The sequence below is a fragment of the Geodermatophilus sp. SYSU D01180 genome (assembly GCF_054050415.1).
Genome location: NZ_JBJGZH010000042.1, coordinates 1 through 26,851, shown reverse-complemented (window position 1 = coordinate 26,851; position 26,851 = coordinate 1). Strand labels below are relative to the sequence as shown.

Genomic DNA, 26,851 nt, shown 5'->3' with positions numbered 1-26,851 from the left:
CGCCGACCCCGGGAGGTTGGCCACGCGCACGCCGGCGCCCCAGAAGACCCCCACCCCCCCGCGGCCGCCGCACTACAGGGTCGCGGCGAGGGCCTCGAGGTCGTCGAGGGTGCCGTCGACGTGCGGGGACACCCGCAGCACCCAGCCGGTCAGCTCCGCCGGCGCGCGGCCGGGCTCGATCGCCGTGGTCACGATGCCGTGCTCGGTGAGCAGCCGCGCCCGGGTGGCCACGACGTCGACGCCGTCCGGCGGGCGCAGCGTGGTGGTCGCGGTCGGCTCGTCGAGCGGCTCCACCACGGCCCAGCCGCCGGCGCAGTCGAGGACCTGCCGCGCCGCCCGGCCCAGCGCGGCCAGCCGCTCGCGCACCCGGTGCGGGCCCGCGGCCAGGTGCTCCCCGACGGCGAGCACCAGCCCGACCCGGCCGGCCACGTGCGCCTCGCCGCTCTCCAGCGCCCGCAGCGGCGGCAGGTCGGCCGGCGCGGGCAGCGCCGGGGCCAGCTCCGCGGCCACCGCCGGTCGCGCGCACAGGAGGCCGACCCCGCGCGGGCCGGCCAGCCACTTGCGGGAGGTCGAGTAGACGACGTCGGCGCCGAGGTCCACGTCGACGTGCCCGAGGGACTGGGCGGCGTCGAGCACCAGCGGCACCCCGTGCGCCCGGCACAGCGCCGCGACCTCGCGCGCGGGCTGGACGACGCCGCGGTGGCTGGCCACGTGGGTGAGGTGCACGAACCGCGGCGGGCCGGCGGCCAGCGAGCGCTCGAGCGCGGCGACGTCCACCCGCCCGTCGCCGTCGACGGCCATCGGCTCGAGCACCAGCCCCGCGGCGCGCAGCAGGGCGGCGTTCGGCGCGTACTCCCCGGGCGTGCAGGCCACCCGCGCGCCGGCCGGCAGCCGCCAGGCGGCCAGCAGCGCGGTGAGCGCGGCCTGCGCGGACTCGACGAAGACGACGTCGGCCGCGGCCATGCCGACCAGCCCGCCGATGACGCTGCGGCCCTGCTGCAGCAGGTCGCCGGCGGTCGCCTCGGCCACGTAGCCGCCGAGCTCCGCCTCGTGCCGGGCGTGGTGCGCGACCGCCTCGAGCACCCGGTTGCTCTGCCGGCTGCACGCCGCGGAGTCCAGGTGCCGCCCGGCCGGGCGGGGGCGGGCGGTGCGCCAGGAGTCGGCGAGGTCGTCGTGGGGGAGGAGCAGGTGGAGCGCGGTCACCCCCGAACGCTAGGACAGCTGCCCGCGGGCGATGGAGACCCCGGAGTGGCCCGGGTCGCCGTCGAGCGGCTCCACCGAGACGTCGACGACCGGGTACTCGGCCAGGTCCAGGCCCGCGGGCAGCTCGAACTCCTCGGTGCCCGCGCGGACGACCCCGAGCGGGACCAGCCCGGACACCGACTCGGTGAGCAGCCACGCCTCGTAGTAGCCCTCCTGCGGCGCGCCGGCGGCGAGCTCCACCTGCAGCACCCGGGTGCCGTCGGCCCGCTCGACCACCTCGGCGCGGCCGGAGGCGTCGCTGCCCTCCAGCGGGTCGAGCACGGTCGCGGCGACCGGCACGCCGGCGTCGTCCCGGTCGCCGAGCGCGACCGCCCCGGCGCCGATGGCCAGCCCGGCCACCAGCGCCGCCGCGGCGGCGAGCGCCAGCCGCGACCGGCGCGGCCGCAGCGGGACGACGGGGGCGACCGGCGCGTCGGGGACGGGGACGGGCGGCGCCACCGGGGGGACGTCGGGCACCGGGCCGGCCGGGGGCGCCGACGCCGCGACGACGCCCGGGCGCGGCGCCACGTCGACGCCGGTGGCCGCGGCGATCCCGGCCCACAGCGACGACGGCGGCGCGACCGGCGGGCCGGGGGCGGCGAGCTCCGGCACGGCCAGCACGTCGACGGCCCGGCGCAGCCGCGCCACCTCGGCGCCGCAGGCCGCGCAGCCGGCCAGGTGCGCGGCGGCGTCGTCGGGGAGCGGCTCGCCGAGCGCGGCCAGCGCGAGGTCCTCAGGCGTGCAGTGCGGCACCGTCCACCTCCAACCGGTCGCGCAGGCGCTCGAGGGTGCGCCGGATGTGGCTCTTGACCGTCCCCAGCGGCAGGCCGGTGCGCTCGGCGATCTGCGCGTGCGTGAGGTCGGCGAAGAAGGCGAGCTCGATGATGCCGCGCTGCGGCTGCCCCAGGCGGTCCAGCTCGCCGAGCAGCAGCACCCGGTCGGCGACCGTGCTGTCCACCGGGGCCTGGCCGCCGGGGGGCGCGGCCTGCGCCTCGGCCAGCGCGGCCTCGGCGGCGCGCCGCTGCCGGTCCCGCCGCGCCCACGTGTCGGCGATCTTGTGGCGGCAGATGCCGACCAGCCAGCCCGGCAGCGGGCCCTGGTCGGCGCGGTAGCCGGCCCGGCCGGTCCAGGCGGAGACGAAGGTCTGCTGGGTGACGTCCTCGGCGTCGGGCCCGGGGCCGAACGCGCGGACCGCCATGCCGTGCACCTGCGCCGCCCACCGCTCGTAGGCCCAGGCCAGCGCCTGCTCCTCGCCCGCGGCGAAGCGCCGGGCGACCTCGGCGTCGTCCGGCTCGGCCGCGCCCGACGGCGCCGGCTCCGCCTGGGTGTTCACCGCACCGACCCTAGGGCCCGTCCGGTTGATCCGGGATGGCCTTCCGGCAGGGGCCCGCCGCGAGAGTGCGAGCGGTGGGGGGCAGGGAGGTCCTTCGACTGTCACGGGGCCGGCTCCGCCACCACGACGACGTTGTCGCGGTAGCCGCCGACGTCGGGGAGGAACGGTCCGCCGCAGGTGACCAGCGTCAGCCGCGGCGGCCCCTCGCGCGTGAAGAGCAGGTCCACCGGCAGCGCCTGCTTGTCCAGCAGTTCCCGCGCGACCACCCGCCACCGGCTCGTCGCGCCGGCGGCGTCGGTGACGAGCACCTCCTGACCCGGCTCGGCCGAGTGCAGCGGGGCGAGCGCGCCCAGGCCCTGCCCGGCGTCGTCGACGTGGCCGGCGAGGACCGCGGAGCCGGGCGCCCCGGGTGCCGGGCCGAACCGGTACCAGCCGGCCCGGGCGACGTCGCCGGGCAGCGCCATCTGCCCGTCGCCGGCGACCCCGGCCGGGTCGACCGGCGCGTCGACGCCGAGGGCGGGCACCCGCAGCCGGACGGGCGGGACGACGGCCGGTGCCGGCGCCGGGGCGGCGTCGCGGACGGCCGGCCCCGGCGCCGGAGGGGCGGGAGCCGGCGTGCCGAGCACCTGCTCGACCGGCGCGCCCGCCGCCGCCGGGGGCCGGGTCAGCTCCCACGCGGTGGGCACGCCCACGGCGAGGGCCAGGCCCAGGGCCACGCCGGCGGCGGCGGGTCGCACGTCAGGCCCGGGTGGTGGCCAGCCGGCGGGCGGCCACCCCGGCACCGGCCAGGCCGAGGGCGGACAGACCGAGCAGGGGCAGCGGCAGGCCGTCGTCGTCGGCCAGGCCGGCGCTGCCGCCGGGGACCCCGGACGGCGCCGAGTGCCCGCCGCCGATCGTCTGGACGGCGAGCTCGAAGCCGGCGTCCTGCGAGCCCCACGCGTACACGACCGTCGTGGCGCCCTCCGTGACCGCGAGGTCGGCCGGGCCGAGCGCGACGGTGGAGGTGCCGGCCAGGACGACGTCGGCGCTGACCGTGCCGGCCGGCACCTCGAGCGACGCCTCGTCGGGGTTGGCGAGGTTCGGCGCGACCACCTGGCCGCCGGCGCGGACGTCGACCGCAGGGGCGGCCGCGACGTGCCGGACCACGACCCGGCCCTGGCCCGCGGGGACCGTGGAGGTGTCGTTGACGAACGGGGTGAGCGCCGGCTGCCCCTCCGCGGTCAGGTGCGCGACCACGGTGGCGTTCGCGCCGGCGGGCACCGCGACGTCGTTCGCCGAGAGCAGCGGTGTGCCCGAGCCGTCGGCGGCGTCGGCGGGGAACAGCGCCAGGTCGTAGGAGCCGGCCGGCAGGGACAGCGGGTCGGTGAGCGTGCCGGGCTGGAAGTCGTCGATCAGCCGCTCGCCGTTGGCGTACACGTCGACGGGGGTGTCCGGGACGGCGTGCAGCACGGAGACGGTGGCGGTGTCGGCCGCTGCGGCCGGCGTGGCGCCCAGCGCGACGAGCGCGCCGGCTCCGGCGACGGTGGCGAGGCCGAGGGTGCGGGTCCGGGTCACGGGGTCCTCCGGGATCGGGGGTGCTGACACCTCCTCTTCCGGCGTCCCCGCAGGTCCGGATGCAGTGACCTCAGCCGGGGGTGGACAGCGAGACGGCGAAGTCGCCGTCGGGGTCGGTCCACCAGTGCGTCGTCCGGAGGCCGGCCGCGGCCAGCTCGGCCTCGACGCCCTCCCGCCGGAACTTCGCCGACACCTCGGTGCGCATCTCCTCGCCCACGGCGAAGCGCACGGTCAGGTCCAGCGCCGGCACGGTGACGACCTGCGCGGCCCGCGCGCGCAGCCGCATCTCGACCCACTCGTTCGCCGCGTCCCACACCGCGACGTGGTCGAACGCCGCCGGGTCGAAGTCGGCGCCGAGGTCGCGGTCGAGCACCCGCAGCACGTTGCGGTTGAACTCCGCGGTCACGCCGGCGGCGTCGTCGTAGGCGCGGACCAGCCGGCCGGGGTCCTTGACCAGGTCGGTGCCGAGCAGGAAGGAGTCGCCGGGCGCGAGCGTGCCGGCCAGCTCGGCGAGGAACGCCGCCCGGGGGCCGGGCTCGAGGTTGCCGATCGTCGAGCCGAGGAAGGCCACCAGCCGCCGGCCGCCGCGGGGCAGCAGGCCCAGGTGCGCGGTGAAGTCGCCGACGACGGGGTCGACGGCGATGCCCGGGTACTCGGCGGTGACCGCCTCCCCGGCCGCGGCGAGCACCGACGGGTCGACGTCGCAGGGCACGAACCGGCGCAGCGTGCCGGCACGGGTCAGCGCGTCCAGGAGCAGGCGGGTCTTCTCCGACGTGCCGCTGCCCAGCTCGACGAGCACCTCGGCGCCGGAGGCCGCGGCGATCTCGTCCGCGCGCGCGGCGAGCACCGCCCGTTCGGCGCGGGTCGGGTAGTACTCGGGCAGCCGGGTGATCTCGTCGAACAGCTCGCTGCCGCGGGCGTCGTAGAACCAGCGCGGCGGCAGCGCCTTGGGCGTCGCGGTCAGCCCCGCGAGGGCGTCGGCGCGCAGCGCGGCCGCGACGTCGTCGGGGGCGAGGTGGCGGGTCGTCGTCACGGGTCTCCTCGGCTCCGGGTCAGGTCAGCGGGGTGACGGTCAGGCCGTCGGGGGTCACCTCGACCAGCGAGCGGTCGGGCACGTCGGTCCACGAGGGGTCGTCGTCCCAGGGCTCGCTGGCCAGCGCCGTCCCCTCGGCGGTGACCAGGGCGGAGAGCGTGTCGCCCCAGGTGGTGGCCAGCAGGCGGGTGCCGTCGGCGGCGAGCAGGTTGAGCCGCGCGGCGGGGTCGGCGGCGGCCACCTCGCGCACGGTGTCGCCGAGCCGGTCCACGCCGCGGGAGGAGACCAGGGCGGCCAGCAGCGCGCTGTCCACCGTGGACTCGGCGTCGCGCACCGGCGGGAGCACCGCGCGGTCGACCCGGCCGTTGTGCGACAGCAGCCAGCGGCCGTCGGTGAACGGCGCCGCGGCGCTCTCCTCCAGCGGCATGCCCACGGTCGCCGACCGGACCGCGGCCACCACGCACCCGGACACCAGCACCGGCGCCACCGAGGCGAACGACGGGTCGGCCCACAGCGGCCGCGCCGAGCGCCACCGCACCGGCTCCGCCCGGCCGGGCGCGAAGAAGCCGACGCCCCAGCCGTCGGCGTTCACGGTGCCGTACCGCTGCCGCCGTGGCGCGAAGGACTGCACCAGCAGCGACGACGGCGGCTCGAGGACCAGCGAGGCCACCGACCGCGGCCGCCCCAGCCAGGCGAGGTGACGGCACACGGTCAGGTCACGTCCCACGCGAGCCGGATGCCGCTGAACACCTGCCGCCGCACCGGGTGGTCCCAGTTGCGGAACGACGGCCGCAGGATCGACGGGTCCACCGCCCACGAGCCGCCGCGCAGCACCCGGTGGTCGCCGCCGAAGAACGGCGCCGAGTAGTCCGCGTAGAGCATCGGCGTGAAGCCGGGATAGGCCTCGAAGCCCGACGCCGTCCACTCCCAGACGTCACCGACGACCTGCTCCACGCCGTACGCCGACGCGCCCGCCGGGTAGGCGCCCACCGGCGCCGGGCGCAGCGCCGCCCCGCCCAGGTTGGCCAGCGCCGGCGTCGGGCCGGCGTCGCCCCACGGCCAGCGGCGCCGGCGGCCGGTCGCCGGGTCCCAGACGGCGGCCTTCTCCCACTCGGCCTCGGTGGGCAGCCGGGCGCCGGCCCACGCCGCGTACGCCTCGGCCTCGAAGAACGTGACGTGCTGGACCGGCTCGTCGGGCGGGACGTCCTCGAGCACGCCGAAGCGGGTGCGGGCGCCGCCCGGGCCCCAGTACAGCGGCCGCTCGAGCCCGGCCTCCTGCCGGTGCGCCCAGCCCCGCGGCGACCACCAGCCGGGGGTGTCGTAGCCGCCGTCGGCCACGAACGCCGCGTACTCGGCGTTGGTCACCGGCACCCGCCCGAGGCGGAACGCGGGCAGGTCGACCACGTGCGCGCCGCGCTCGTTGTCCAGCGAGTACGGCTCGTCGGCGGCGTCCACGCCCAGCACGAACGGCCCGGCGGGCACGAGCACCGACGTCCCCGCCACCCCGGACCGGCCGACCGGCAGCGGGCCGCCCGTGCCCAGCACCGGCGGCCCGACGCGCAGGCCGAGGGTCTGCAGCATCGTCTCGGTGTGCTGCGCCTCGTGGCTGACGACCATCGCGACGTCGAACGGGTCGTCGTCCGGCCCGGCGCGCCCGATCCGGTCGAGCACCCGGCCGCGCACCTCGGCGACGAACGAGCGGGCCTCCACCGGCGGCAGCAGCGGCAGCTTGTCCCGGACCGCGCGCGGGTGGGTGAAGGCGTCGTACAGCTCCTCCACGGCGGGCGGCAGCAGGCCGGCGCGGCGGGCGTCGCCGTGGCGCAGCAGCCACAGGTCCTCCTGCTGGCCGACGTGCGCCAGGTCCCACACCAGCGGGCTCATCAGCGGGCTGTGCTGGCGCAGCAGCTCGGGCTCGTCGAGGTCGGTGAGCAGCAGCGTCCGCTGCCGGGCGGTCTCCAGCTCGCGGACGAGCCGCTCGTGCGTGGTGCTCACGGGTGCACCTCCGGGGCGGTCTCGGGGGCGGGCCGTGGCGCGGTCTCGGTGGCGGCGGCCAGGGCGGCCGGGGGGCCGCCGGCGCGGGCGGCGTCGGCCAGGACGTCGCCGGGGCTGCGGCCGCGCCCTGCCAGCTCGGCGAGCGCGGCGACGTCGCCGCGCAGGCACGGGTCGACGGCGGGCAGTGCCGCGGCCAGGCAGCGCACCGCGGCGGCGCGCAGCTCCGGGTCGGCCAGCCCGTCGCGGGCGGCGCGGGTCCACGCCCCGGCGACCGGCGCGGTCGCCTCGGCGGCGGCGTCGGCGGCGGCCGGGTCGTCGAGCAGCGCGGCGGTGACCGCGGCCAGCGCCGGCCACCACGGCTCGGGCGCGGCGTCGAGGTAGCGGATCTCCAGGTAGCCGCGCAGCCGCACCGGCGGGAACAGCGTGGACAGGTGGTAGTCCAGGTCGGTCTGGGTGGGCAGGCGCCCGCCGAGGGGGACCGCGCCGGTCACCCAGTCGGCGAAGCGGGTGCGGGTGAGCACCGGCTCGGCGTCGCCGGTGTCCGGGTCGCGGACGAGCATCACCGGCGCGGCCAGCGCGTACGCGGCCCACTCGCCGGCCGGGTCGGCCCCGCCGAGGATCGGGCCGCAGCGGGCCTGGTCGAGGGCGCCCCACACCTGCTGCCGCGACGAGCGCCAGCCGGTGACCCGCCCGCCGAGCAGCGGCGAGCAGGCCGAGACGGCGACCAGCACCGGGCCGAGCTGGTGGGCCAGCGCCACGCGGCGGCTCCACCCGCTGCGCGGGCCGGCGTCCAGGCTGACCTGCAGCGACGCGGTCGCGGTCATCATCGCCGTCCCCGCCGGGCCGCAGCCGGCGGCGGCGAAGTGCCGCTCCATCGCGCGGTAGCGCGGCGCCGGGCTCACCCGGGCCGGGCGGCGCAGCGGGTCGGCGCCCACCGGCGCCAGCCCCAGCCGGCGCGCGGCCAGCGCGGCGGCGAGGACGGCGCGGTCGGCGCGCAGCGCGGCCACCGCGGCCGCGACGCCGGGCAGCGGCGGCCCGGACAGCTCGACCTGCCCGCCGGGTTCCAGGGTCACCCGGCTGCCGCCGGGCAGGGCCGGCACCCCGGCCACCGCGGCGCACACCCGGTCCCAGGGCACCCGGGCGGCCGGGGCGTCGAGGTCGACCAGGTGCGCCTCGAGCTCCAGGCCGACCGGGCCCGCCGGACCGGGCCGCAGCGCGGTGGCGGTGACGGTGGCGACGGCGGTCTCGAGGTCGAGCGCGGTGCGCTCCTCCACGGCAGGGCCCACGGGGCCCACCCCCTCCAGGTCCGGACCGGTCGCGAACGACCGCGGGTCGGTGCGGGGGCGGCCTCGCGCACGGGCCGTCCTCGACTCCCATCCATGCACTACACGACCCTGGTGACAACCCCCGGGCCGGAGGCGCACCGCGCTGTCGTCCGGTGTTCGCGCGAGGATCGTCCGGTGGATTCCCCCCGGGACCGGGACGCCGCGGGGCGGGCCCGCAACGCCCGGCCCCGCGACGCCCTCGGCCGCCCGCTGCCCCGTGGCGCCGTGGGCGAGGAGCGCGCGCCGGAGGGGGTGCCGCGCACGCCGGACGAGGCGCTGACCGAGGCGCAGCGGCTGCTCGACGCCAGCCGCCCGTTCCACGCCCACGAGGTGCTGGAGGACGCCTGGAAGGCCGCGCCCGAGCACGAGCGGCAGCTGTGGCGGGGGCTGGCGCAGCTCGCCGTCGGGCTGACCCACGCCGCCCGGGGCAACGGGCGCGGCGCCGCCCGGCTGGTCGAGCGCGGCGCGGGCAACGTGGCGCCGTACGCGGCCGCGCCGCCGCACGGGATCGACGTCGCCGGCGTGCTGGCCTGGGCCCGGGAGCCGCTCGCCGCCGACCGGCCGTTCCGGCTGCGCGACCCCGGCTGAGCCCGGGCCCGGCCGATCCCGGCGGCCGGGCGCGGCCCGCGCCCGGCGGTGCCACGATCGGGGTGTGAGCAGCGACACAGCAGCGGACCCGACCGCACTCGGCGAGCCGGCCGCCGTCCCGCGCGGGCCGGTCACCTCGGCCTCCTACTCGATCACCGTGCGGCTCACCGCCGACGGCGACCCGGCGAGCATCGGCCGGATCGCGACGGCGGTGGGCGAGGCCGGCGGCGCGGTGACCGCCATCGACGTCGTCGACTCCCGGCCCGACGGGCTGACCGTCGACGTCACCTGCTCGGCCGCCGACGCCGCGCACTCCGAGGAGATGGTCACCGCGCTCGGCGCCGTGCCCGGGGTGGCCGTGCGCAAGGTCAGCGACCGCACGTTCCTGCTGCACCTCGGCGGCAAGCTCGAGGTGGCCTCCAAGGTGCCGCTCAAGACCCGCGACGACCTGTCGATGGCCTACACCCCTGGGGTGGCGCGGGTGTGCCTGGCGCTGGCCGAGCACCCCGAGGACGTGCGCCGGCTGACCATCAAGGGCAACACCGTCGCCGTCGTCACCGACGGGTCGGCCGTCCTGGGCCTGGGTGACCTGGGGCCCGGCGCCGCGCTGCCGGTGATGGAGGGCAAGGCCGCGCTGTTCAAGCGGTTCGCCGACATCGACGCCTGGCCGATCTGCCTGGACACCCAGGACGTCGACGAGATCGTGCGCACCGTCGAGCTCATCGCGCCCGGCTTCGGCGGGATCAACCTGGAGGACATCGCGGCGCCGCGCTGCTTCGAGATCGAGGCCCGGCTGCGCGAGCGGCTCGACGTCCCGGTCTTCCACGACGACCAGCACGGGACGGCGATCGTGGCGCTGGCCGCGCTGCGCAACGCCCTGCGCGTGGTGGACAAGCGGCTGGCCGACGTGCGGATCGTCGTCGCCGGGGCCGGCGCGGCCGGGACGGCGATCGTCAACCTGCTGCTCGCCGCCGGCGCCGGGCAGGTGCTCGTGTGGGACCGCGAGGGCATCCTGTCGCCCGACGACGAGCGGCTGTCCCCGGCCAAGGCCGACCTCGCGCGGCGCACCAACCCCGCGGGCGTGCGCGGCGAGCTGCCCGACGCGCTGGCCGGCGCCGACGTGTTCATCGGGGTGAGCGCCGGCAACGTGCTGCCGGTGGAGGCGCTGGCCGCGATGGCCGACCGGGCGGTGGTCTTCCCGATGGCCAACCCGACGCCGGAGGTCGACCCGGTCCGGGCCCGGCAGCACGCCGCCGTCGTCGCCTCGGGCCGCTCGGACCTGCCCAACCAGATCAACAACGTGCTGGCCTTCCCCGGCGTCTTCCGGGGGCTGCTCGACGCCCGCGCCACCGAGATCAGCACCGGGATGCTGCTGGCCGCGGCCGGGGCGCTGGCGGCGATCGTCCGCGACGACCAGCTCAACGCCAACTACATCATCCCGAGCGTGTTCGACCCGGCCGTCACGCAGGCCGTGGCCGCCGCGGTCGCCGACGCCGCCCGCGCCGAGCCGGGCGCCACCGCGACGGTCACCGACCGGACGTCGTTCGTGGGGTGAGGGCCGTCCACTTCTGCGGGAGTGCACACGATCGGGGACGACGGGAGGCGGCGACGGCGGGGATCATGGCCGGGTGCCCGAGTTGCCCGAGGTGGAGGCGCTGGCCGCGTTCCTCCGCGAGAACGCCGTCGGCCGGGTGGTCGCGCGCGCCGACCTGACCGCGCTGCAGGCGCTGAAGACCTTCGACCCGCCGCTGTCGGCGCTGGCCGGGCTGGAGGTCACCGGCGCCGCCCGGCACGGCAAGTTCCTCGACCTCGACGTCTCCGGCCTGCACCTGGTCGTGCACCTCGCCCGCGCCGGCTGGCTGCACTGGCGCACCGGCCTGCCCACCGCGCCGCCCAAGCCCGGCAAGGGCCCGCTCGCGCTGCGCGTCCACCTCGACGACGGCAACGGCTTCGACCTCACCGAGCAGGGCACCCGCAAGAGCCTCGCCGTGTACCTGGTCCGCTCGCCGTCGGAGGTGCCCGGCATCGGCCGGCTCGGCCCCGACGCGCTGGCCGTCGACCGCGAGCAGTTCGCCGCGCTGCTGGCCGGCCGGCACGCGCAGCTCAAGGGCACGCTCACCGACCAGACCGTGCTGGCCGGCGTCGGCAACGCCTACTCCGACGAGATCCTGCACGCCGCCCGGCTCTCGCCGTTCAAGATGGCCGACAGGCTCACCGACGACGAGTTGGTCCGGCTGTACGACGCGCTGCGGGCCACGCTCACCGACGCGCTGGACCGGCAGGTCGGCCAGGCGGCGGCGACGCTCAAGGGCGAGAAGCGGTCGGGGCTGCAGGTGCACGCCCGCACCGGCCTGCCGTGCCCGGTGTGCGGCGACACCGTCCGCGAGGTCAGCTTCGCCGACACCTCGCTGCAGTACTGCCCGACCTGCCAGACCGGCGGCAAGCCGCTGGCCGACCGGCGGATGAGCAAGCTGCTGCGCTGAGAACGGTGCCAGCCCGCCTGGGGGCTCCCTCCGGCGCCGCCGGGGTGGTACGACGGCCGGGCGCCTGAGCGTCAGCCCACCCGCAGCGCCATCAACCGGGAGAGCACGCGGGCGAGCACGGTGCCGCTCACGCCGGCGTCGTCGTGCGGGGCGGGACCGGTCCCGGGCGAGCCGACCGCGGTCCACCAGTCCTCCAGCGGCGGCGGCGCCAGGACGTCGACCCGCTGGCCCGGCCGCGGCACGAGCACCTGCACGCCCGAGCGCCCGGCGGCGCCGAGCAGCCGCTGCACCGGCTCGTCCCAGCGGTGGAAGGCCAGGTTGAACGTGGCCCAGTGCACCGGCAGCAGCACCCCGCCGCCGAGGTCGCCGTGCGCACGCACCGCCTCCTCGGGGTCCATGTGGATGTGCGCCCAGGCCTCGTTGTAGGCGCCGATCGGCAGCAGCGTGAGGTCGAAGGGGCCCAGCCGGGCGCCGATGCCGGCGAAGGCGGGGGTGTAGCCGGTGTCGCCGCCGAAGAAGACGCGGTGCCGCGGGCCGGCCACCACCCACGACGACCACAGCGTGGTGTCGCGGGTGAGGTAGCGGCCGGAGAAGTGCCGCGCCTCGGTGCAGGTGATCGTCAGGTCGCCGACCGTCGTCGCGCCGTCCCAGTCCAGCTCGACGACGCGGTCCTCCGGCACGCCCCAGTGGCGCAGGTGCACGCCCACGCCCAGCGGGACGACGAACGGCGCGTCCTGGTGCTCGACCAGCGCCCGCACCGTGGGCAGGTCCAGGTGGTCGTAGTGGTCGTGCGAGATGAGCACCGCGTCGACGCGGGGGAGGGACTCCACCGGCGCCGGCGGCTCGTGCAGCCGGGTGGGGCCGAACACCGGCGACGGCGAGACGCGGTACCCCCACACCGGGTCGACCAGCACGCGGGCACCGTCGACCTCCAGCAGCGCGCTGGAGTGCCCGAACCAGGTGACGGCGAGCTCGCCGGCCTCGGCCGGGACCTCCGGGCGGGCCAGCGGCACCGGGCGGGCGGGCAGGCCGACGTGCCGGTCGTCGTGCCACTGCCGGAGCAGGCCGCGGCGGGCGTTGGGCGGCGGCAGCGTGGGCGTGGGCAGCGTGTTGTGGAACTTCCCGTGCGACCACTGCGGCGAGCCGGCCGCCGTGGGCCGGATCTCCCGCCGGCCGGCGCCGATCGCCGTGGGCAGGCCCCACAGCGCGCGGGCGAGCCAGCCCGCGGGGAGGGCCAGGGCAGCGGCGGTCAGGGCGGTGCGGCGCGCTCGTTCTCGGCGCGGGGCGGGCGACGGCACGACGTCCATGTTCCCAGCCGGCCCCGGGCGGCCGCCGCGACCCGCGTCACCGTCCCGGTCGCCGTACCGTCGGGCCCACGGCGAGGAGGAGGCGGGATGTCCCAGGAGGAGGTCCGGCCGGGCCCGGCCGGCGGCACGGGACCGGACGACGAGGGCGGGGACCCGGCGTGCTGGCTGGCGCGGGTGTGCCCGGCGTGCGGGCGGATCGCCGACGAGGACCCGCCCACCCGCTGCCCCGCGTGTGGCGAGGAGCTCGAGCCGGCCTGACGACGGCGGCGCGGCAGCCGACCCCACCTCGTGGTGCCCGACCTCGCGCTGCGGGGTGAGGTCGGGCGCCACGCGGCGAGGTCGGCGCGTCAGCGGCCGGCGGCGAAGTCCGCCAGGGCGCGGCGCAGCGCCAGGCCGTGCCGGTCGGAGCGCACGTGCAGCTCGTCGCGCGCCGCCAGCGGCAGCCCGGCGCTCGCCAGCCGCGCCTGCAGCTCCAGGTCCTCGGCCAGCGCCCGCTGGGTGCGGGCGACCTCGGCGGCCACCACCTCCGGCCCGGGCAGCGGCTCGCCGTCCCCCGCGCGCAGCAGCAGGCACGCGTAGACGCGGGTGGAGTCGACGTCCTCGGGCTGCAGGAGGAACAGCGTGGTCGCCGCCGCGCCGGACACCGCGGACTCCACCCGCCGCCGCAGCTGGAACGGGGCACGGTGTACGGCGGTGGCCACGGTCGCGTCGTGCGCCCGCACGCTCGTGAACCCGCCCGGCTCCGGCGTCACCTCGGGAGCCGGCCCGTCGTCCCCGGGACCGCCGTGCACGAACGGGCCGTGCGCGGTGTCGAGGAGGGCGTCGGCCAGCGGTCCGGCCGGGCCGGCCGAGCGGACCGGCGCCGGCCAACCGCGGACGAAGCGCCGGTCGCCGTCCTCGGGCACCTCGAGCGGGACGTCGCGGGGCTCGGCCGGCGCCAGCCAGACGACGCCGAACCGCTCGCGCACGCCCCACGCCGGCGGGTCCGCCGCCAGGCCGTCCGCGCCGCGGGACAGCGCCCAGGTGCGGCCGAGCAGCCGGACCTGCAGCCAGCCGCCGGGCCGCAGCTCGCGGGACAGCGCGACCGGGTGCCAGGCGTGCTCCAGCGACGGGTCGAGGTTGCCGAACACCGGCCCCGGCGCCGGCCCGGGGGGCGGAGCGGGCTCGGGCACCGGCTCGGCGGCGGGGACCGGCGGCAGGGCGACGACGGTCCGCTCGGGCGCGAGCCAGACCCAGCCGTGCCGCTCCTCGACCGCCCACGGCACCGGCAGGTCCGCCCGCGGCGGAGGGCTGCCGTCGGGCCCGAGGGAGGGGACGTCCACGCAGCGGCCGTCGGCGTCGAAGCGCCAGCCGTGGTACGGGCACTGCAGCCGGCCCCCGACGACGGTGGCCGCCGCCAGCGGGACCAGCCGGTGCGGGCACCGGGCGGGGAAGGCGCTGACCTCCCCGCCGGGTCGCAGCCGGACGACGACGTAAGCGCGTCCCCCGGCGCCCACCGGCACCGGCGTCGTCCCGACCTCGGTGGCGCGGGCCACCGGGAACCATCCCGTCGACCGTGCGGTCGACGTGCCTGCCGTCGCGGTCATGCCCCCAAGTGCACCGCCGGCGCACTACCACGGCGTTACGGCGATCGGAAGCTCAGGTCACGGCTGCGCACCGATGGTCTCGATCATTTCCGACTCAACCGTCGCCGACCTATGGTGAGCGCCGTCACACGTCCGACCAGGTCGACACGAGGGGGCACAGTCGTGACCGAACCCGCCGAACGGCGGTTGCTGACGCCGGAGGAGTACCGGCAGGCACAGGACTCGCCGGAGTTCACCGAGCTGCGCAGGCGCTTCCGCGCCTTCGCGTTCCCGATGACCGTGGCCTTCCTGGCCTGGTACCTGCTCTACGTCCTGCTCTCCACCTACGCGCCGGACTTCATGGCGACCCAGGTGTTCGGCAACGTCAACATCGGGCTCCTGCTGGGGCTCGGACAGTTCCTGTCCACGTTCGTGATCACCCACCTGTACGTCTCGCACGCGAACCGGCGCACCGACCCGATCGCCGACGAGATGCGCGAGCGGCTCGAGCACCACGAGTACGCCGCCGGTCACCGTGCCGGGCCCGACCTCGGGAAGGGGGCCACGCGTGCCCGCTGACGTGCTCGCCGCCGACGCCACCATCGGCACGCCGGCCCTCAACATCGGCATCTTCGGCGCGTTCGTCCTGGTCACCCTGGTGATCACCTTCCGCGCCAGCCGCAACAACAAGAGCGCGGCGGACTACTACGCCGCGGGCCGCAACATCAGCGGCACCCAGAACGGCCTGGCCATCGCCGGCGACTACCTCTCGGCGGCGTCGTTCCTCGGCATCGCCGGAGCCATCGCCGTCTACGGCTACGACGGCTTCCTGTACTCGATCGGCTTCCTCGTCGCCTGGCTGGTGGCGCTGCTGCTGGTCGCCGAGCTCATGCGCAACACCGCCCGGTTCACCATGGCCGACGTGCTGGCCTTCCGGATGCGGCAGGGCCCGGTGCGCACCGCCGCGGCCATCTCCACGCTCGCGGTGTCGCTGTTCTACCTGCTGGCCCAGATGTCGGGCGCCGGCGGGCTGGTGACGCTGCTGCTCGGTGTCACCGGCGAGGCCGCGCAGGCCCTCGTCGTGGTCCTCGTCGGCGCGCTGATGATCATCTACGTGCTGGTCGGCGGCATGCGCGGCACGACCTGGGTGCAGATCATCAAGGCGTCGCTGCTCATCGCCGGCGCGCTGGTCATGACCCTGTGGGTGCTCGGCGAGTTCGGCTTCAACCTGTCCTCGCTGCTCGGCGGCGCGCAGGCCAACGCGGTCGAGGGCCGCGACGTCCTGGCCCCCGGCGCGCAGTACGGCGCGACCAGCACCTCGAAGCTCGACTTCGTCTCGCTGGGCCTGGCCCTGGTGCTCGGCACGGCGGGCCTGCCGCACGTGCTCATGCGCTTCTACACCGTGCCGACGGCGAAGGACGCCCGTCGCTCGGTGGTCTGGGCGATCTGGCTGATCGGCATCTTCTACCTGTTCAGCCTGGTCATCGGCTACGGCGCGGGCGCCCTCGTCGGGGCGGACACCATCCTCGGCGCCCCCGGTGCGGTCAACTCCGCCGCCCCGCTGCTGGCCTTCGAGCTCGGCGGCACGGTGCTGCTCGGCATCATCGCCGGCGTCGCGTTCGCGACGATCCTCGCCGTGGTCGCCGGCCTGACGATCACCGCGTCGGCCTCGTTCGCGCACGACGTCTACGCGTCGGTCATCAAGAAGGGCAACGTGCCGCCCAACGGCGAGGTGCGGGTCGCCCGCATCACCGCCGTCGTCATCGGCGCGATCTCGATCGGCCTGGGCATCCTCGCCCTGCAGGCCGGGCTGAACATCGCCTTCCTGGTGGCGCTGGCCTTCGCCGTCGCGGCGTCGGCGAACCTCCCGACGATCCTCTACACGCTGTTCTGGAAGCGCTTCACCACCCAGGGCGCGCTGTGGTCGATGTACGGCGGCCTGATCGCCTGCATCGTGCTGATCGTCTTCTCGCCCGTGGTGTCGGGTGCGCCGGTCAACCCGGCCACCGGGCTGTCCCCGTCGCTGTTCCAGGACGTGGACTTCCACTGGTTCCCGCTGAACAACCCCGGCATCGTGTCCATCCCGCTGTCGTTCTTCCTCGGCTGGCTGGGCACGGTCCTGTCCAAGGAGAAGCCGGACCTGGACAAGACCGCCGAGCTGGAGGTCCGCTCCCTCACCGGGATCGGTGCGGAGAAGGCCGTCGCCCACTGACGAAGGACCCCGTGCCCCCCACCGCTCACGAGCTCGCGGCGGGTCCCTGCACGGGGGCCGTTCCAGGACGGCACCAGCCGTTCCAGCACCTCACCAGCCGAGGCGCGCGTCCCCCGTCAGGGGGCGCGCGCCTCGCGCGTTCAGGCGGCGCGGGCGGGGGCGGCCTCCGGCAGCGGGGCGTCGGGCAGCGCTGCGTCGACCGTCGCCACGGCGGCCGCGGTCGTGGGGGCGGTCCTGTGGGAGCGGCGCACCGCCCACCGGGTGACGAGGGCGGCGAGGACGACCAGGCCGGCCAGGGCCTCGCGGGCCGAGCCGGTGGCGGCGCTGGCCACGGCGACGGCGAGCGCCGCGGCGTAGACCGCCGTCAGGACGACGGCGGGGGTGGGCAGGTGCACGGGGGACCTCCGGGGACTGCCGTTCCGGGTGCGGCCCCGCCGGGCCGGCGGCCGGGCTGCGGGAGCCCGGCCGCCGGCGCGGCGACGGCGCGGTGATCGGGAGCTCAGCGGCTCACTTGAGCAGGTCCTTGGCCTTCTGCAGCATCGTGTGGGCCTCGGTCTGCGGGGTGCTGTAGAGCCGCGGGTCGCCCGGGGGCAGCGTCGGGGCGTCGGCGGTGGCCTCGATCGCCGCGGCGCGGAACTGGTTGTCCGTGCCGTCCAGCGCCGGACCCGACGCCCAGCGGCCGTTGGCGGCCTCGGGGCCGTCGGAGGCCTGGATGAAGGTGTAGCCCAGGTCGCCGACCTCGTCGGACAGCGGGAACGCCTCGGGCACCGGCAGCCCCTCGAGGTCGTCCTCCTTGAGCTGCTCGATCGCGGCCAGCCACTGCTGCTGGTGCATGTGGTCGCGGGTGATGAGGAACCGCAGCAGGTCCTTCACGCCCGGGTCGTCGGTCATGTTGTAGAGCCGGGCCACCTGCAGCCGGCCCTGCATCTCGGCGGTGGCGTTGTAGTAGAAGTCCGCCATCAGGTTGCCGCTGGCGGTGACGTACGCGCCGGTCCACGGGTTGCCCATGCTGTCCATGTAGGACGCCGCCTGGCCGTTCTGGATGAGGTGCTGCGGGTTGTGCTGCCCGTAGCCGGCGGCGGCCTCCTTGCTGCGGTCGGCCGAGTCCGGCTTGAGCGGCGCGTGGTCGAGCAGCCGGTCGATCATCGTGATGATCATCTCGACGTGCGCCAGCTCCTCGGTGCCGATCGAGAGGAGCATGTCCTTGTACTTGCCGGGCAGCCGGCAGTTCCAGCCCTGCAGCAGGTACTGCGTGGCGACGGTCATCTCGCCCCACTGACCGCCGAGGACCTCCTGCATCTTGCGGGCGAAGTCCGGGTCGGGACCGTCGGGCTTGGCCTCGTACTGCAGGGCGTGGGTGTGCGTGAACACGGGCTCTCCCTCACTCGGCTTGCGTCGTCGCGCCGCCGCCGCTGCGGCGACACCGGGGATCTGCCCGCGCCCGGTGGCCCGCCCGTGCCGTCCCGTGGCCCCCCGGTGCCATGTCGTCCGTCGGCCTGTCGGCCGACACCGCGGCCAGGTGCCGTTCCCGACTGCGTTGAGCCCTTCCCGGCGCTCGATCGCGGGATCCTCCGGACCCCACTCCTCGCGCCGCCTCGCAGGGCGGCTCGCGGCAGGGGTCAGCGGTCGGGGAGCTGGACGCAGAGGGTGAGCCCGGCGTCGGAGGTCGCCCAGACGACGGCGCCGCCGAGGTCGTGCGCGTGCCGCTGCACCGACCACAGGCCCAGGCCGGTGAGGTCGACCGGCGGCGCGTCGTGGCGGAGGTACTGCACGACCCGCTCGGGGCGCGCCACGTCCTGGGTGAGCGCCAGCCGGACCCAGTCGTCGCGGTGGACCGCCGTCAGCAGCACCGCGGCGCCGTCCCCGTGCCGGTGGGCGTTCTCCAGCAGGTTGGTGAGTATCCGCTGCACCCGGGCGTCGGCCACCCTCACCCCGGCGGCGCACTCCTGCACCGCCAGGGTCAGCTGCCCCAGCGGCAGGCCGGAGGCGGCCACCGACGCGCGCAGCACCTCGCCGAGCAGCCGTCCGCCGGGAGGCCGCCGCGTCGCCCCGCCGGAGGCGTCGGCGGTGCGCAACATCGAGGACAGGTGGGCGGTCTGCGCGCGGGCCAGCTCCAGCAGCTCCCCGCGCTGGGCGGGCTCGCGGTCGAGCGAGCCGAGCAGCGCCTCCAGCGAGGCCAGCGGGCTGCGCATGTCGTGGCACATGGCCCGCAGCAGCGCGCTCTCCGGTGTGGGTGGCGGCTCCTGGCCCGGCCGCGGGCCGCGGGCGGCGCGGACGACGTGGTCGCGCACCACGCGGGCCAGGTCGGTGAACAGCCGGCCGGAACCGGACCGGACGGTACGAGGCGTGTCGGGGGCCAGGGTCACGGGCACCTCCGGGTGCGTGGAGCCCGCCGCGCCGGGCGCGGCGGGCCGGGGTGAGGAGGGTCGTGGGGTCGACCGACGCCGGGGCTGAGCGTCAGGGGTACGTGGACGTGGTCGTCGTCGACGACCATCCGCTGTTCAGCCGGGGGCTGTCACTGCTGCTCCCGGGGGTGAGCGACGGCCGGGTGCGCGTGGTGGCCACCACCGACGACGCCTCCGCGGCCGCCGCGCTGGTGCGCCGGCACCACGCCGACGTCGCCGTCGTGGACCTGCACATGCCGCCCCCGGGCGGCGTGCGCGCCATCGCGGCGATCCGCCGGGCGGACCCGGCGGTGCGCGTGGTGGCGCTGTCCGGGCTCGCCGAGGCCGACGCGGCGCTCGAGGCGCTGCGGGCGGGGGCGGCGGGCTTCCTGCCCAAGAGCGCCGACCCGGAGCACCTCGTCCGCCCGCTGCTGTCGGTGCTCGACGGCTGGTCGGTCGTCCCCGAGGCGCTGCTGCGCCGGCTGCTCGACGACGCCGCGCCGACCGGCGAGCAGACCGTCGCCGACCGGCTCACCAGCGACGAGCGCCGACTGTGGCGGCTGGTCGCCGACGGCACGAGCACCGTCGACATCGCCACCACGCTGCACGTGTCCGAGCGGACCGCCAAGCGGCTGGTCGCCTCGCTGCTGCGCAGCCTCGGGGTGGCCACCCGCGTGGAGGCGGCCGCGCTGGCCGGCCGCGTCGGCCTCGGCAAGGAGAGCGGCGGGCTGCGCTGAGCGGGCGTACCGCGGTGCGGCGGTCATCGGGCGCCGGGCTACCCGGGCGGATGATCGACACTCCCGGGTTCCGGTGGACTGGCCCCGACGGGCCAGCGACCTCCCCGCTCAGCCGGTCGGGCGGGGGGCTCCCGTGCCGGGCGCGGTGGCCCACGGTCCCGACGCGGCGGCGGTGAACGCCGCGACGTCGTCGGCGGCCATGTCGACCGCCGCATAACCGCCGCTGCCCGCGCCGACACAGGCGACGACGGTGGCCAGGCCCGCGCGCCGCTGGAACCAGGTCTGCCGGACCTGCCAGCCGACGACGGCCCGCCGCTGCAGCACCGCCTGCTCGCGCACCAGCAGCCCGCTGCGCACGCTGAACGAGCCGGGCCCGGTGGCGTGGCCGAGCGCGGCGTAGCGGCCGAGGCCCAGCGGCACGCCGAGGACGGTGAGCACGATCCCGGCGGCGAGCACGCCCCAGGAGCCGGTCAGCGCCGTCAGCACGGCGCCGGCCGCGGTGACCAGCAGCCCGGTGGCGACCGCGCGGACCACCGCCCGCCGGCGGGCCGCGGGCGGGTGCGGCGTCAGCGGGCCCGGGTCGTCGACCAGCAGGCCGAGCAGCCGCACCGCCTCCGCGCGCGGGCCCAGCGGGAACAGCTGACCGCGCCGGCTGGCCGCGCCCAGGCCGGTGACCAGGGCGTTGACCCGCGCGGCCCGCACCAGCCGCATGCCCAGCCCCTCGGCGAGGGTGCCGCCGCGGATCCGGTCCACCTCCAGCTCGGTGTGCCGCCGGGTCACCAGCCCGCGGACGGCGACCAGCGAGCCCCCGCGGCGGACCAGCCGGAAGCCCCAGTTGACCACCGCCGCCCCGGCGACCGCCCCCACCGCGAGCAGCACCACCGCGACCACCGCGGTGACGACGAGGACGCGGACGTCGGTGAGGTCGGGGCCGTCGAGGTCGGGGCGCAGGTCCCGGGGCAGCTCCTGGAGCAGCCGCGACAGGGCGCCGACCGCGGCCAGCGGCACGGCGAGGTAGCTGGCGACCAGCGGCGCGTAGAGCAGCCAGCGCCGGTCGAACCGGGCCAGCTCCTGCTCGGCGGGCTCCTCCGGCGGCGGGGCGGACGGGTCCGTGCCGGGGAACGCCGCCGCGGCCCGCCGGTGGGTGAGCACCGAGGCCCGCAGCCGGTCGCCCTCCGCCCGCGGGACGCCGTCGACGACGACCTCCTCGTCCCCGCCGGTCATCGTGCCGGCCGCGGCGTCGATCCGGACCCGGACCAGCCCGAACAGCCGGTGCAGTGCCGGCGCCTCGACCTCCACGCCGCGGATCCGGTCGTTGGGCACCGTGCGCACCGACCGCGCGAGCAGGCCGCGGGTGACCACCACCGCGGTGGGGGCGTCGAGGTAGGTGAACCGCCACCACGACAGCGCGGCGAACAGCAGCGACAGCGCCGTCACCGCCACCACCAGCGCGACGACGACCCCCGGGCCGTCCACGCCGACGGCGGCGACCACGGGGATCGCGGCCGGCACCACCTGCCGGGCCTGGCGGAAGGTGACGGTGTGCACGAGCACGACCAGCGGCGAGGTGCGCCGCGGGGCGGTGAGCTCGGGCGCCGTCAGCACCGGGTCCGTCACGTGGCCTCGTCCCGCACCTGCTCGGCCCGGCGGGCCAGGTCCTCGGCCACCCGCTCGGCGACGGCGACCTCCAGGTGCGGCACCCGGACGGTGCCCTGCGACGAGGCGGTCAGCACCGCGACGCTGGCCAGCCCGTAGAGCTGCTGCAGCACGCCGCGGGTGACGTCGACGGTCTGGATCCGGGCGACCGGCACCAGCGTCCAGGTGCGGCTCAGCCAGCCGGTGAGGGCGTGCACCGCGTCCGCGGTGACCTCCCAGCGGTGCACCCGGTAGCGGATCCACGGCCGCACGCCGATCGCCACCACCGCGTACACGACCAGCAGCACCGGCAGCAGCCACCGCAGCACCGGCACCGGCCCGCCCACCGACGCCGGCACGGTCAGCACGAGCACCGCCACCAGCACGCCGTAGACGAGCGTGCCGATCACGCCCTGGGTGACCCACAGCCAGATGGCCGAGCGGGACAGCGACCAGGCCGGCTCGCGGACCGGCGGCGCGGGGGGAGCGGACGTCACGGCCCGATCCTCCCAGCCCGCCGGTGCGGTGGGGTCCCACCTGGGAGGATGGGGTGCGTGATGCCGCAGCAGGTCCCGACCGTGTCCGCCGCCGAGCTGCCCGAGGACGCCGTGCTCCTCGACGTCCGCGAGGACGGCGAGTGGGTGGCCGGGCACGCCGAGGGCGCCACGCACATCCCGATGGGCGACGTCCCGGCCCGGCTCGACGAGGTCCCCGACGGCGACCCGGTGTACGTCGTCTGCCGCAGCGGCGGGCGCTCGGCGCGGGTCGCGGCGTGGCTGAACCTCAACGGCTACGACGCGGTGAACGTCGGCGGCGGCATGGGGGAGTGGGAGGCGGCGGGCCGGCCCCTGGTGAGCGAGACCGGCCTGCCGCCCTTCGTCCGCTAGGACCCCGTCTCAGGACTTCGGCTCGTACTCCGCGAAGCGGCTGCGCAGGTCCTTCTTGGAGAACTTGCCGACGCTGGTCTTGGGCACCTCGTCGATGAACTCGACGGCGTCGGGCATCCACCACTTGGCCACCAGCGGCTTGAGGTGCTCGAGGATCTCCTCCTCGGTCGCCTCCTCGCCGTCCTTGAGGACGACGCAGGCCAGCGGCCGCTCGTCCCACTTCGGGTGCGGGATGCCGACGACCGCGGCCTCCTTGACCTTCGGGTGGCTCATGATCGCGTTCTCGAGGTCGACCGAGCTGATCCACTCGCCGCCGGACTTGATGAGGTCCTTGGTGCGGTCGGCGATGCGGATCGAGCCGAAGGAGTCCATCGCCGCGACGTCGCCGGTGCGCATCCAGCCGTCGTCGGTGGTCAGGACGACGCCGGCGTCGGGGTTGTAGTAGTCCTTCGCGCACCACGGGCCGCGGACCTGCAGCTCCCCGGTGGCCTCGTCGTCCCACGGCTGCGGCTCGAGGCTCTCGGCGTCGACGATGCGGGCCTCGACGCCGAGGAACGGGATGCCGGCGCGGGCGCGCTGGTCGGCCTTGGTCGCCTCGTCGGCGTCGGCGTACCGCTTGGGCAGGACGCCGGAGGAGGCGACCGGGTGGGTCTCGGTCATGCCCCAGGCCTGCAGGATCGGCAGCCCGACCTGCTCGCGGTAGGCCTCCGACAGTGCCTTGGGCACCGCGGAGCCGCCGCAGCCGATGTCGCGCAGCTTGTGCGGCTTGCCGGCCAGGTGCGGCAGCACGCCCTGCCAGATGGTCGGGACGCCGGCGGTGAAGGTGACGCCCTCCTCGACGATCAGCTTGGCCAGGGCCTCGGGCTGCATCATCGGCCCGGGCATGACCAGCGAGGCGCCGGCGGCCGGGGCGGCCTGGGCGATGCCCCAGGCGTTGGCGTGGAACATCGGCACGACCGGCATCGCGACGTCCTGGATGCCGAGGCCGAAGGCGTTCGGCTGCATCACGCCCATGGTGTGCAGGAACGTCGAGCGGTGGGAGTAGACGACGCCCTTGGGGTTGCCGGTGGTCCCGGACGTGTAGCACATCGAGGCGGCGCGGTTCTCGTCCTCGACGTGGAAGTCGACCGGCTCCGCCTCCGCCAGCAGCGCCTCGTAGTCCAGGACGCGCGGGTCGTCGGGGATCTCGTTGTCGCCGCCGTCGTCCATGACGACGACGTGCTTGACCGTCTTCATCGTGTCGACCAGCGGCCAGAACAGCGGCAGGACGGTGCGGTCGACGAAGACCACCTCGTCCTCGGCGTGGTTGGCGATGTAGGTCAGCTGCTCGGGGAACAGCCGGATGTTGAGGGTGTGCAGCACCCGCCCGGTGGCCGGCGCGGCGAAGTACAGCTCCAGGTGCCGCTGGCTGTTCCAGCCGAAGGTGCCGACCCGCCCGTCCTCGCTGATCCCGAGGGTGTCGAGGACCCCGCCCAGCCGGCGGGTGCGGTCGGCCCACTCGGCGTAGGTGCTGCGCACCGGGCCGGTCGGGCTGCCGGTGACGATCGTCCCGTCGCCGTAGTGCTGCTCGACGTGCCGGAAGATCGCGTCGATCGTGAGAGGGAAGTCCTGCATGAGGCCGCGCATGGCGGCATCGTGCCAGTGACCGCCCTCACGATCTACCGCGGAGTACCCCGTTCCAGCTCGCGCAGGACGTCGGCGCCGACCCACCGGGCGCCGGGCCCGCCCGACCGCAGCTCCCGGGCCGTCGCGACGGCGCGGGCGTGCAGGCCGGGGCCGCGCTTGCCGATCTGCCGCAGCGCCCAGCTCGCCCCCTTGCGGACCACCGGCCGGTCGTCGTCGGCCCGCTCGGCGACCGCCCGGAGGAACGGCTCGAACCGCTCGTCGCCCGCCCGCTTGTCGGCCACCGCCAGCCCGGCCATGACGGCGAACCCGGCCCGCTTGACGAACTCCTCCGGCCGCCCGCTCCACGCCAGCGCCGTCTCCCAGGCGGACGGGGTGTGCCGCACCAGGTTCTGGCAGACCTGGTCGCACAGGTCCCACGAGTCGAACCCGGCCGCCCACGCGTCGAGCTGCGCGGCGTCCACCGCGGCCGGGTCCTCGACCATGCTCGCGAGGATCCGCGCCTCGTGGACGCCGGAGTCCCACAGCCCGGCGGCCAGCGCGTGGTCGCGGCCCAGCTCCCTCGCCAGCGTGCGCAGGTCGGCGACCGTGACGCCCAGGGTCTGCGCGCCACCGACGCCGGAGCGGGCCATCCCCGCCAGCCGCGACGGGTCGGCCAGCCCGCGGAGCCGGCCGAGCACCTCCGCGACGTCGGCCACTACCGGGTCAGGACGACGGGCAGCTCGGCCAGGCCGCGGATGACGAACTCCGGACGGCGCCGCGCCGGGCGGGCGAGCTGCAGGTCGCTGGTGCGGCCCAGCAGCGCGCCGAAGGAGGCCTGCAGCTCCACGCGGGCCAGCGGCGCCCCGATGCAGAAGTGCACGCCCGCGCCGAAGGAGATGTGCGGGTTGTCCGTGCGGCCGACGTCGAGGGTGTCGGGGTCGGCGAAGACGGCGGGGTCGCGGTTCGCGGCGCCGAGCAGCGCGGCGACCTTCTGACCCTCCCGCACGGTCACGCCGCCGACCTCGACGTCGGCGGTCGCGGTGCGCTCGAACAGCTGCAGCGGCGAGTCGAACCGCATGAGCTCCTCGATCGCCGTCGGCAGGAGCGCGGGGTCGGTCCGCAGCCGCGCCAGCTGGCCGGGGTGCTCGAGCAGCGCGAGCAGGCCGTTGCCGCTGACGTTGACCGTGGCCTCGTGGCCGGCGTTGAGCAGCAGGACGCAGGTGGTGACCAGCTCGTCCTCGGTGAGCCGGTCGCCGTCGGCGTCGCGCACGGTGACCAGGTGGGAGAGCAGGTCCTCGCCGGGCGCACGGCGGCGCTCGGCGGCCAGCTCGCGCAGGTAGGCGACGAACTCCGCGGCGGCGCGCTCGGCGGCGTCCTCGACCGCCGTCGTCCGGCCGTACTCGTACATCTTCACGATCGCGTTGGACCACGGCCGCAACAGCGGCCGGTCGGCGGCCGGGACGCCGAGCAGCTCGGCGATGACCGCCACCGGCAGCTCCTCGGCCATGCCCGAGAGGACGTCGACCGGCTCGCTGCCGCCGGAGCGCTCGACCAGCCCGTCGACCAGCTCGCCGGCCAGCTGCTCGACCCACGGGCGCAGCCGCTCGACGTGCCCGCGGGCGAAGGCCGCGCTGATCAGCCGGCGCAGCCGGGTGTGGTCCGGCGGCTCCATCTCGAGGATGGCGTTGCGGTGGACGAGGTTGAACTGCCCGAACCGCTCGGCGGGCTCCCTGTCCCGCCAGATCCGCCCCAGCCGGCGGTCGCGCAGCACGGCGTTGCTGTCGGCGTGGGTGAAGGCCAGCCACAGCCGCAGCCCCTCGTGCCACTGGACCGGGGCGACGGCGCGGGCGGCGGCGAAGGCGGGGTACGGGTCGGCGACGACGGCCGGGTCGGTGAGGTCGAGCGGTGCCGCCAGGGATGTCACGACCCCGAGCCTATGGCCCGCCGGACCCCGTCCCGGCCCCACATACGCTGGGCCGCATGGCCCGTTCCGCGACCCGCCGCCGTCCCGCGCCCGCCGCTGTCGAGGGTGAGATCAACCCGAAGGCCCCGTGCCCGTGCGGCTCGGGCCGCCGGTACAAGCACTGCCACGGCTCGGGCTACGCGCCACCGGTGCCCCGCCCCTTCGAGGGCCTGCCCGGCGAGCCGGACTGGGTCGCGCTGCGCGAGCTGGTGCCCGCCGCCACCGCGCCGCTGAAGACCACCGACGGCCGCGAGGTCACCCTCGCCAGCGTGCTGCCCGGCGGCGCCCCGGCGCTGGTCCGCAGCAACGGCGAGATCCTGCTCGGCGTCCAGCTGCAGGCCTCCTCCGACGACGTCAGCCGCGACGTCGGCACCGCGCTCGCCGCCGCGCTGGAGTCGCCGGCCGGCGCCCCGGTCGACCCGGGCCCGATCGGCGCGGCCGGCTCGGCCGGGCCGCGGCTGCAGGAGCTGCTGGACCCCACCGTCCCCCTCGAGGTCACCGTGCACCCCGACTTCGGCTTCTGGCTGGAGGGCACCGACCCCAACCCCGCCGCGCAGGCCGGGCTGGAGCGGGCCAACGAGGCGGTGCTGCCGACCGAGCGGCTCGAGGGCCTGGGGGCCGCCTACTGGGTGCGGCCGGGCAACGAGCGGGCGCACCTGCGCTGGGTGCGCCCGGAGGCGGAGGAGCCGCTGCTCGACGCGCTGGCCCGGCTCTCGGCGTCCGAGCAGCTGCTGCTGGGCGGGGGCACCCGGTACGCCGGCGCCTTCCGCGCGCACGGGCTCGTCGTCCCGGTCTGGGACCTGCCGGCCGACACCCCCGCGCAGGAGTGGGCCGGCCCCGCGGCCGAGTTCGCCACCCGCCTCGAGCAGGCGCTGGCCGAGACCGGCCCGCTGAGCAGCGACGAGCGCCGCGCCCGCGCCGGCCTGCTGTCCCGCCAGGTCACGCTCCGGTAGGGACTCCTCCCGCCGGCGCTCGTGCTCTGCCCCGTCCCACGGGGCAGAGCACG

At 76.9% G+C, this 26,851-nt stretch carries 28 protein-coding genes; 9 read left to right on the top strand and 19 right to left on the bottom strand.

Annotated features, from left to right (window positions below; all coding sequences use genetic code 11):
* Positions 1-72: 72 nt before the first annotated feature.
* The 9 genes from egtE to egtA all read right to left on the bottom strand — a co-directional run bounded on the left by egtE (position 73) and on the right by egtA (position 8,440).
* Positions 73-1,203, bottom strand: coding sequence for an ergothioneine biosynthesis PLP-dependent enzyme EgtE (gene egtE, locus ACI8AA_RS22875; protein WP_457046666.1), 1,131 nt, complete (start codon positions 1,201-1,203; stop codon positions 73-75).
* Positions 1,204-1,212: 9 nt separating this feature from the next.
* Positions 1,213-1,995, bottom strand: a complete 783-nt coding sequence (locus ACI8AA_RS22870) for an anti-sigma factor (RefSeq protein WP_457046665.1) — start codon at positions 1,993-1,995, stop codon at positions 1,213-1,215.
* The gene (locus ACI8AA_RS22865) at positions 1,976-2,575 is read right to left on the bottom strand and encodes an RNA polymerase sigma factor (RefSeq protein ID WP_457046664.1); all 600 of its coding nucleotides are present in this window, start codon (positions 2,573-2,575) and stop codon (positions 1,976-1,978) included. Before ACI8AA_RS22865 ends, ACI8AA_RS22870 begins: the two co-directional genes overlap by 20 nt.
* A gap of 101 nt (positions 2,576-2,676) precedes the next feature.
* A complete protein-coding gene (locus ACI8AA_RS22860; RefSeq protein ID WP_457046663.1) occupies positions 2,677-3,312 on the bottom strand; it encodes a class F sortase in 636 nt (211 codons plus the stop codon).
* Position 3,313: 1 nt separating this feature from the next.
* Positions 3,314-4,129: a DUF4397 domain-containing protein gene (locus ACI8AA_RS22855; protein ID WP_457046662.1), complete on the bottom strand. Its 816-nt coding sequence runs from the start codon at positions 4,127-4,129 to the stop codon at positions 3,314-3,316.
* A 70-nt stretch (positions 4,130-4,199) separates the two neighbouring features.
* On the bottom strand, positions 4,200-5,162 hold the full coding sequence (gene egtD / locus ACI8AA_RS22850) for an L-histidine N(alpha)-methyltransferase (protein WP_457046661.1): 963 nt from the start codon (positions 5,160-5,162) through the stop codon (positions 4,200-4,202).
* Between the two features lie 19 nt (positions 5,163-5,181).
* Complete coding sequence (gene egtC, locus ACI8AA_RS22845) at positions 5,182-5,889, bottom strand: ergothioneine biosynthesis protein EgtC (protein ID WP_457046660.1); 708 nt, start codon at positions 5,887-5,889, stop codon at positions 5,182-5,184.
* The gene (gene egtB / locus ACI8AA_RS22840) at positions 5,874-7,154 is read right to left on the bottom strand and encodes an ergothioneine biosynthesis protein EgtB (RefSeq protein ID WP_457046659.1); all 1,281 of its coding nucleotides are present in this window, start codon (positions 7,152-7,154) and stop codon (positions 5,874-5,876) included. The genes egtC and egtB overlap by 16 nt, the downstream gene beginning before the upstream one ends.
* Entirely contained in the window at positions 7,151-8,440 is a 1,290-nt protein-coding gene (gene egtA, locus ACI8AA_RS22835; RefSeq protein WP_457046658.1) for an ergothioneine biosynthesis glutamate--cysteine ligase EgtA, read from the bottom strand. The genes egtB and egtA overlap by 4 nt, the downstream gene beginning before the upstream one ends.
* 174 nt (positions 8,441-8,614) lie before the next feature.
* Here egtA and ACI8AA_RS22830 point away from each other — a divergent pair, with 174 nt between their 5' ends.
* From ACI8AA_RS22830 to ACI8AA_RS22820, 3 genes are all read left to right on the top strand, one after another.
* Positions 8,615-9,067, top strand: a complete 453-nt coding sequence (locus ACI8AA_RS22830; RefSeq protein WP_457046657.1) for a DUF309 domain-containing protein — start codon at positions 8,615-8,617, stop codon at positions 9,065-9,067.
* A gap of 64 nt (positions 9,068-9,131) precedes the next feature.
* Positions 9,132-10,622, top strand: coding sequence for a malic enzyme-like NAD(P)-binding protein (locus ACI8AA_RS22825; RefSeq protein ID WP_457046656.1), 1,491 nt, complete (start codon positions 9,132-9,134; stop codon positions 10,620-10,622).
* Positions 10,623-10,695: 73 nt separating this feature from the next.
* Complete coding sequence (locus ACI8AA_RS22820) at positions 10,696-11,550, top strand: Fpg/Nei family DNA glycosylase (protein ID WP_457046655.1); 855 nt, start codon at positions 10,696-10,698, stop codon at positions 11,548-11,550.
* Positions 11,551-11,621: 71 nt separating this feature from the next.
* Here the strand turns inward: ACI8AA_RS22820 and ACI8AA_RS22815 are convergent, their stop codons facing one another.
* Positions 11,622-12,857, bottom strand: a complete 1,236-nt coding sequence (locus tag ACI8AA_RS22815) for an MBL fold metallo-hydrolase (protein ID WP_457046654.1) — start codon at positions 12,855-12,857, stop codon at positions 11,622-11,624.
* An 87-nt stretch (positions 12,858-12,944) separates the two neighbouring features.
* Between ACI8AA_RS22815 and ACI8AA_RS22810 the strand changes: the two genes are divergently transcribed.
* The gene (locus tag ACI8AA_RS22810; protein ID WP_457046653.1) at positions 12,945-13,115 is read left to right on the top strand and encodes a hypothetical protein; all 171 of its coding nucleotides are present in this window, start codon (positions 12,945-12,947) and stop codon (positions 13,113-13,115) included.
* 89 nt (positions 13,116-13,204) lie between these two features.
* Here ACI8AA_RS22810 and ACI8AA_RS22805 read toward each other — a convergent pair whose 3' ends face one another.
* The gene (locus ACI8AA_RS22805) at positions 13,205-14,443 is read right to left on the bottom strand and encodes a Rieske 2Fe-2S domain-containing protein (protein ID WP_457046652.1); all 1,239 of its coding nucleotides are present in this window, start codon (positions 14,441-14,443) and stop codon (positions 13,205-13,207) included.
* 162 nt (positions 14,444-14,605) lie between these two features.
* Between ACI8AA_RS22805 and ACI8AA_RS22800 the strand changes: the two genes are divergently transcribed.
* Positions 14,606-15,001, top strand: coding sequence for a DUF485 domain-containing protein (locus ACI8AA_RS22800; RefSeq protein ID WP_457046651.1), 396 nt, complete (start codon positions 14,606-14,608; stop codon positions 14,999-15,001).
* A complete protein-coding gene (locus ACI8AA_RS22795; protein WP_456930134.1) occupies positions 14,991-16,634 on the top strand; it encodes a solute symporter family protein in 1,644 nt (547 codons plus the stop codon). Before ACI8AA_RS22800 ends, ACI8AA_RS22795 begins: the two co-directional genes overlap by 11 nt.
* A 140-nt stretch (positions 16,635-16,774) precedes the next feature.
* Here ACI8AA_RS22795 and ACI8AA_RS22790 read toward each other — a convergent pair whose 3' ends face one another.
* The 3 genes from ACI8AA_RS22790 to ACI8AA_RS22780 all read right to left on the bottom strand — a co-directional run bounded on the left by ACI8AA_RS22790 (position 16,775) and on the right by ACI8AA_RS22780 (position 19,000).
* Complete coding sequence (locus tag ACI8AA_RS22790; RefSeq protein ID WP_457046650.1) at positions 16,775-17,029, bottom strand: hypothetical protein; 255 nt, start codon at positions 17,027-17,029, stop codon at positions 16,775-16,777.
* A gap of 112 nt (positions 17,030-17,141) precedes the next feature.
* Positions 17,142-18,005 carry a manganese catalase family protein gene (locus tag ACI8AA_RS22785; protein ID WP_457046649.1) on the bottom strand — a complete coding sequence of 288 codons (864 nt, stop codon included), beginning with the start codon at positions 18,003-18,005 and terminating at the stop codon, positions 17,142-17,144.
* A 248-nt stretch (positions 18,006-18,253) separates the two neighbouring features.
* Positions 18,254-19,000, bottom strand: a complete 747-nt coding sequence (locus tag ACI8AA_RS22780) for a sensor histidine kinase (protein WP_457046648.1) — start codon at positions 18,998-19,000, stop codon at positions 18,254-18,256.
* Positions 19,001-19,062: 62 nt separating this feature from the next.
* Here ACI8AA_RS22780 and ACI8AA_RS22775 point away from each other — a divergent pair, with 62 nt between their 5' ends.
* On the top strand, positions 19,063-19,755 hold the full coding sequence (locus ACI8AA_RS22775) for a response regulator (RefSeq protein WP_457046647.1): 693 nt from the start codon (positions 19,063-19,065) through the stop codon (positions 19,753-19,755).
* A gap of 108 nt (positions 19,756-19,863) precedes the next feature.
* Here ACI8AA_RS22775 and ACI8AA_RS22770 read toward each other — a convergent pair whose 3' ends face one another.
* Positions 19,864-21,372 carry a PH domain-containing protein gene (locus tag ACI8AA_RS22770; RefSeq protein WP_457046646.1) on the bottom strand — a complete coding sequence of 503 codons (1,509 nt, stop codon included), beginning with the start codon at positions 21,370-21,372 and terminating at the stop codon, positions 19,864-19,866.
* Complete coding sequence (locus ACI8AA_RS22765) at positions 21,369-21,887, bottom strand: PH domain-containing protein (RefSeq protein ID WP_456938996.1); 519 nt, start codon at positions 21,885-21,887, stop codon at positions 21,369-21,371. Before ACI8AA_RS22765 ends, ACI8AA_RS22770 begins: the two co-directional genes overlap by 4 nt.
* A 60-nt stretch (positions 21,888-21,947) precedes the next feature.
* On the opposite strand from ACI8AA_RS22765, the gene ACI8AA_RS22760 reads away from it, so the two are divergent.
* Positions 21,948-22,277, top strand: a complete 330-nt coding sequence (locus ACI8AA_RS22760; RefSeq protein WP_457046667.1) for a rhodanese-like domain-containing protein — start codon at positions 21,948-21,950, stop codon at positions 22,275-22,277.
* 9 nt (positions 22,278-22,286) lie between these two features.
* Here ACI8AA_RS22760 and ACI8AA_RS22755 read toward each other — a convergent pair whose 3' ends face one another.
* Genes ACI8AA_RS22755 through ACI8AA_RS22745 form a run of 3 tightly spaced genes read right to left on the bottom strand, consistent with a single transcriptional unit; the run spans position 22,287 to position 25,806 of the window.
* Complete coding sequence (locus tag ACI8AA_RS22755; RefSeq protein WP_457046645.1) at positions 22,287-23,903, bottom strand: long-chain fatty acid--CoA ligase; 1,617 nt, start codon at positions 23,901-23,903, stop codon at positions 22,287-22,289.
* A 32-nt stretch (positions 23,904-23,935) separates the two neighbouring features.
* The gene (locus ACI8AA_RS22750) at positions 23,936-24,598 is read right to left on the bottom strand and encodes a DNA alkylation repair protein (protein ID WP_457046644.1); all 663 of its coding nucleotides are present in this window, start codon (positions 24,596-24,598) and stop codon (positions 23,936-23,938) included.
* Positions 24,598-25,806: a cytochrome P450 gene (locus ACI8AA_RS22745; RefSeq protein ID WP_457046643.1), complete on the bottom strand. Its 1,209-nt coding sequence runs from the start codon at positions 25,804-25,806 to the stop codon at positions 24,598-24,600. The genes ACI8AA_RS22750 and ACI8AA_RS22745 overlap by 1 nt, the downstream gene beginning before the upstream one ends.
* Before the next feature lie 56 nt (positions 25,807-25,862).
* On the opposite strand from ACI8AA_RS22745, the gene ACI8AA_RS22740 reads away from it, so the two are divergent.
* Positions 25,863-26,798, top strand: coding sequence for a DUF5926 family protein (locus tag ACI8AA_RS22740; protein WP_457046642.1), 936 nt, complete (start codon positions 25,863-25,865; stop codon positions 26,796-26,798).
* The last annotated feature ends 53 nt before the right edge of the window (positions 26,799-26,851 follow it).

Excerpts from the sequence above, each read along its gene's own strand:
- ACI8AA_RS22815 (WP_457046654.1), bottom strand. The coding sequence starts at position 12,857 with ATGGACGTCGTGCCGTCGCCCGCCCCGCGCCGAGAACGAGCGCGCCGC.
- ACI8AA_RS22810 (WP_457046653.1), top strand. The coding sequence starts at position 12,945 with ATGTCCCAGGAGGAGGTCCGGCCGGGCCCGGCCGGCGGCACGGGACCG.
- ACI8AA_RS22805 (WP_457046652.1), bottom strand. The coding sequence starts at position 14,443 with ATGACCGCGACGGCAGGCACGTCGACCGCACGGTCGACGGGATGGTTC.
- ACI8AA_RS22760 (WP_457046667.1), top strand. The coding sequence starts at position 21,948 with ATGCCGCAGCAGGTCCCGACCGTGTCCGCCGCCGAGCTGCCCGAGGAC.
- ACI8AA_RS22755 (WP_457046645.1), bottom strand. The coding sequence starts at position 23,903 with ATGCGCGGCCTCATGCAGGACTTCCCTCTCACGATCGACGCGATCTTC.
- ACI8AA_RS22740 (WP_457046642.1), top strand. The coding sequence starts at position 25,863 with ATGGCCCGTTCCGCGACCCGCCGCCGTCCCGCGCCCGCCGCTGTCGAG.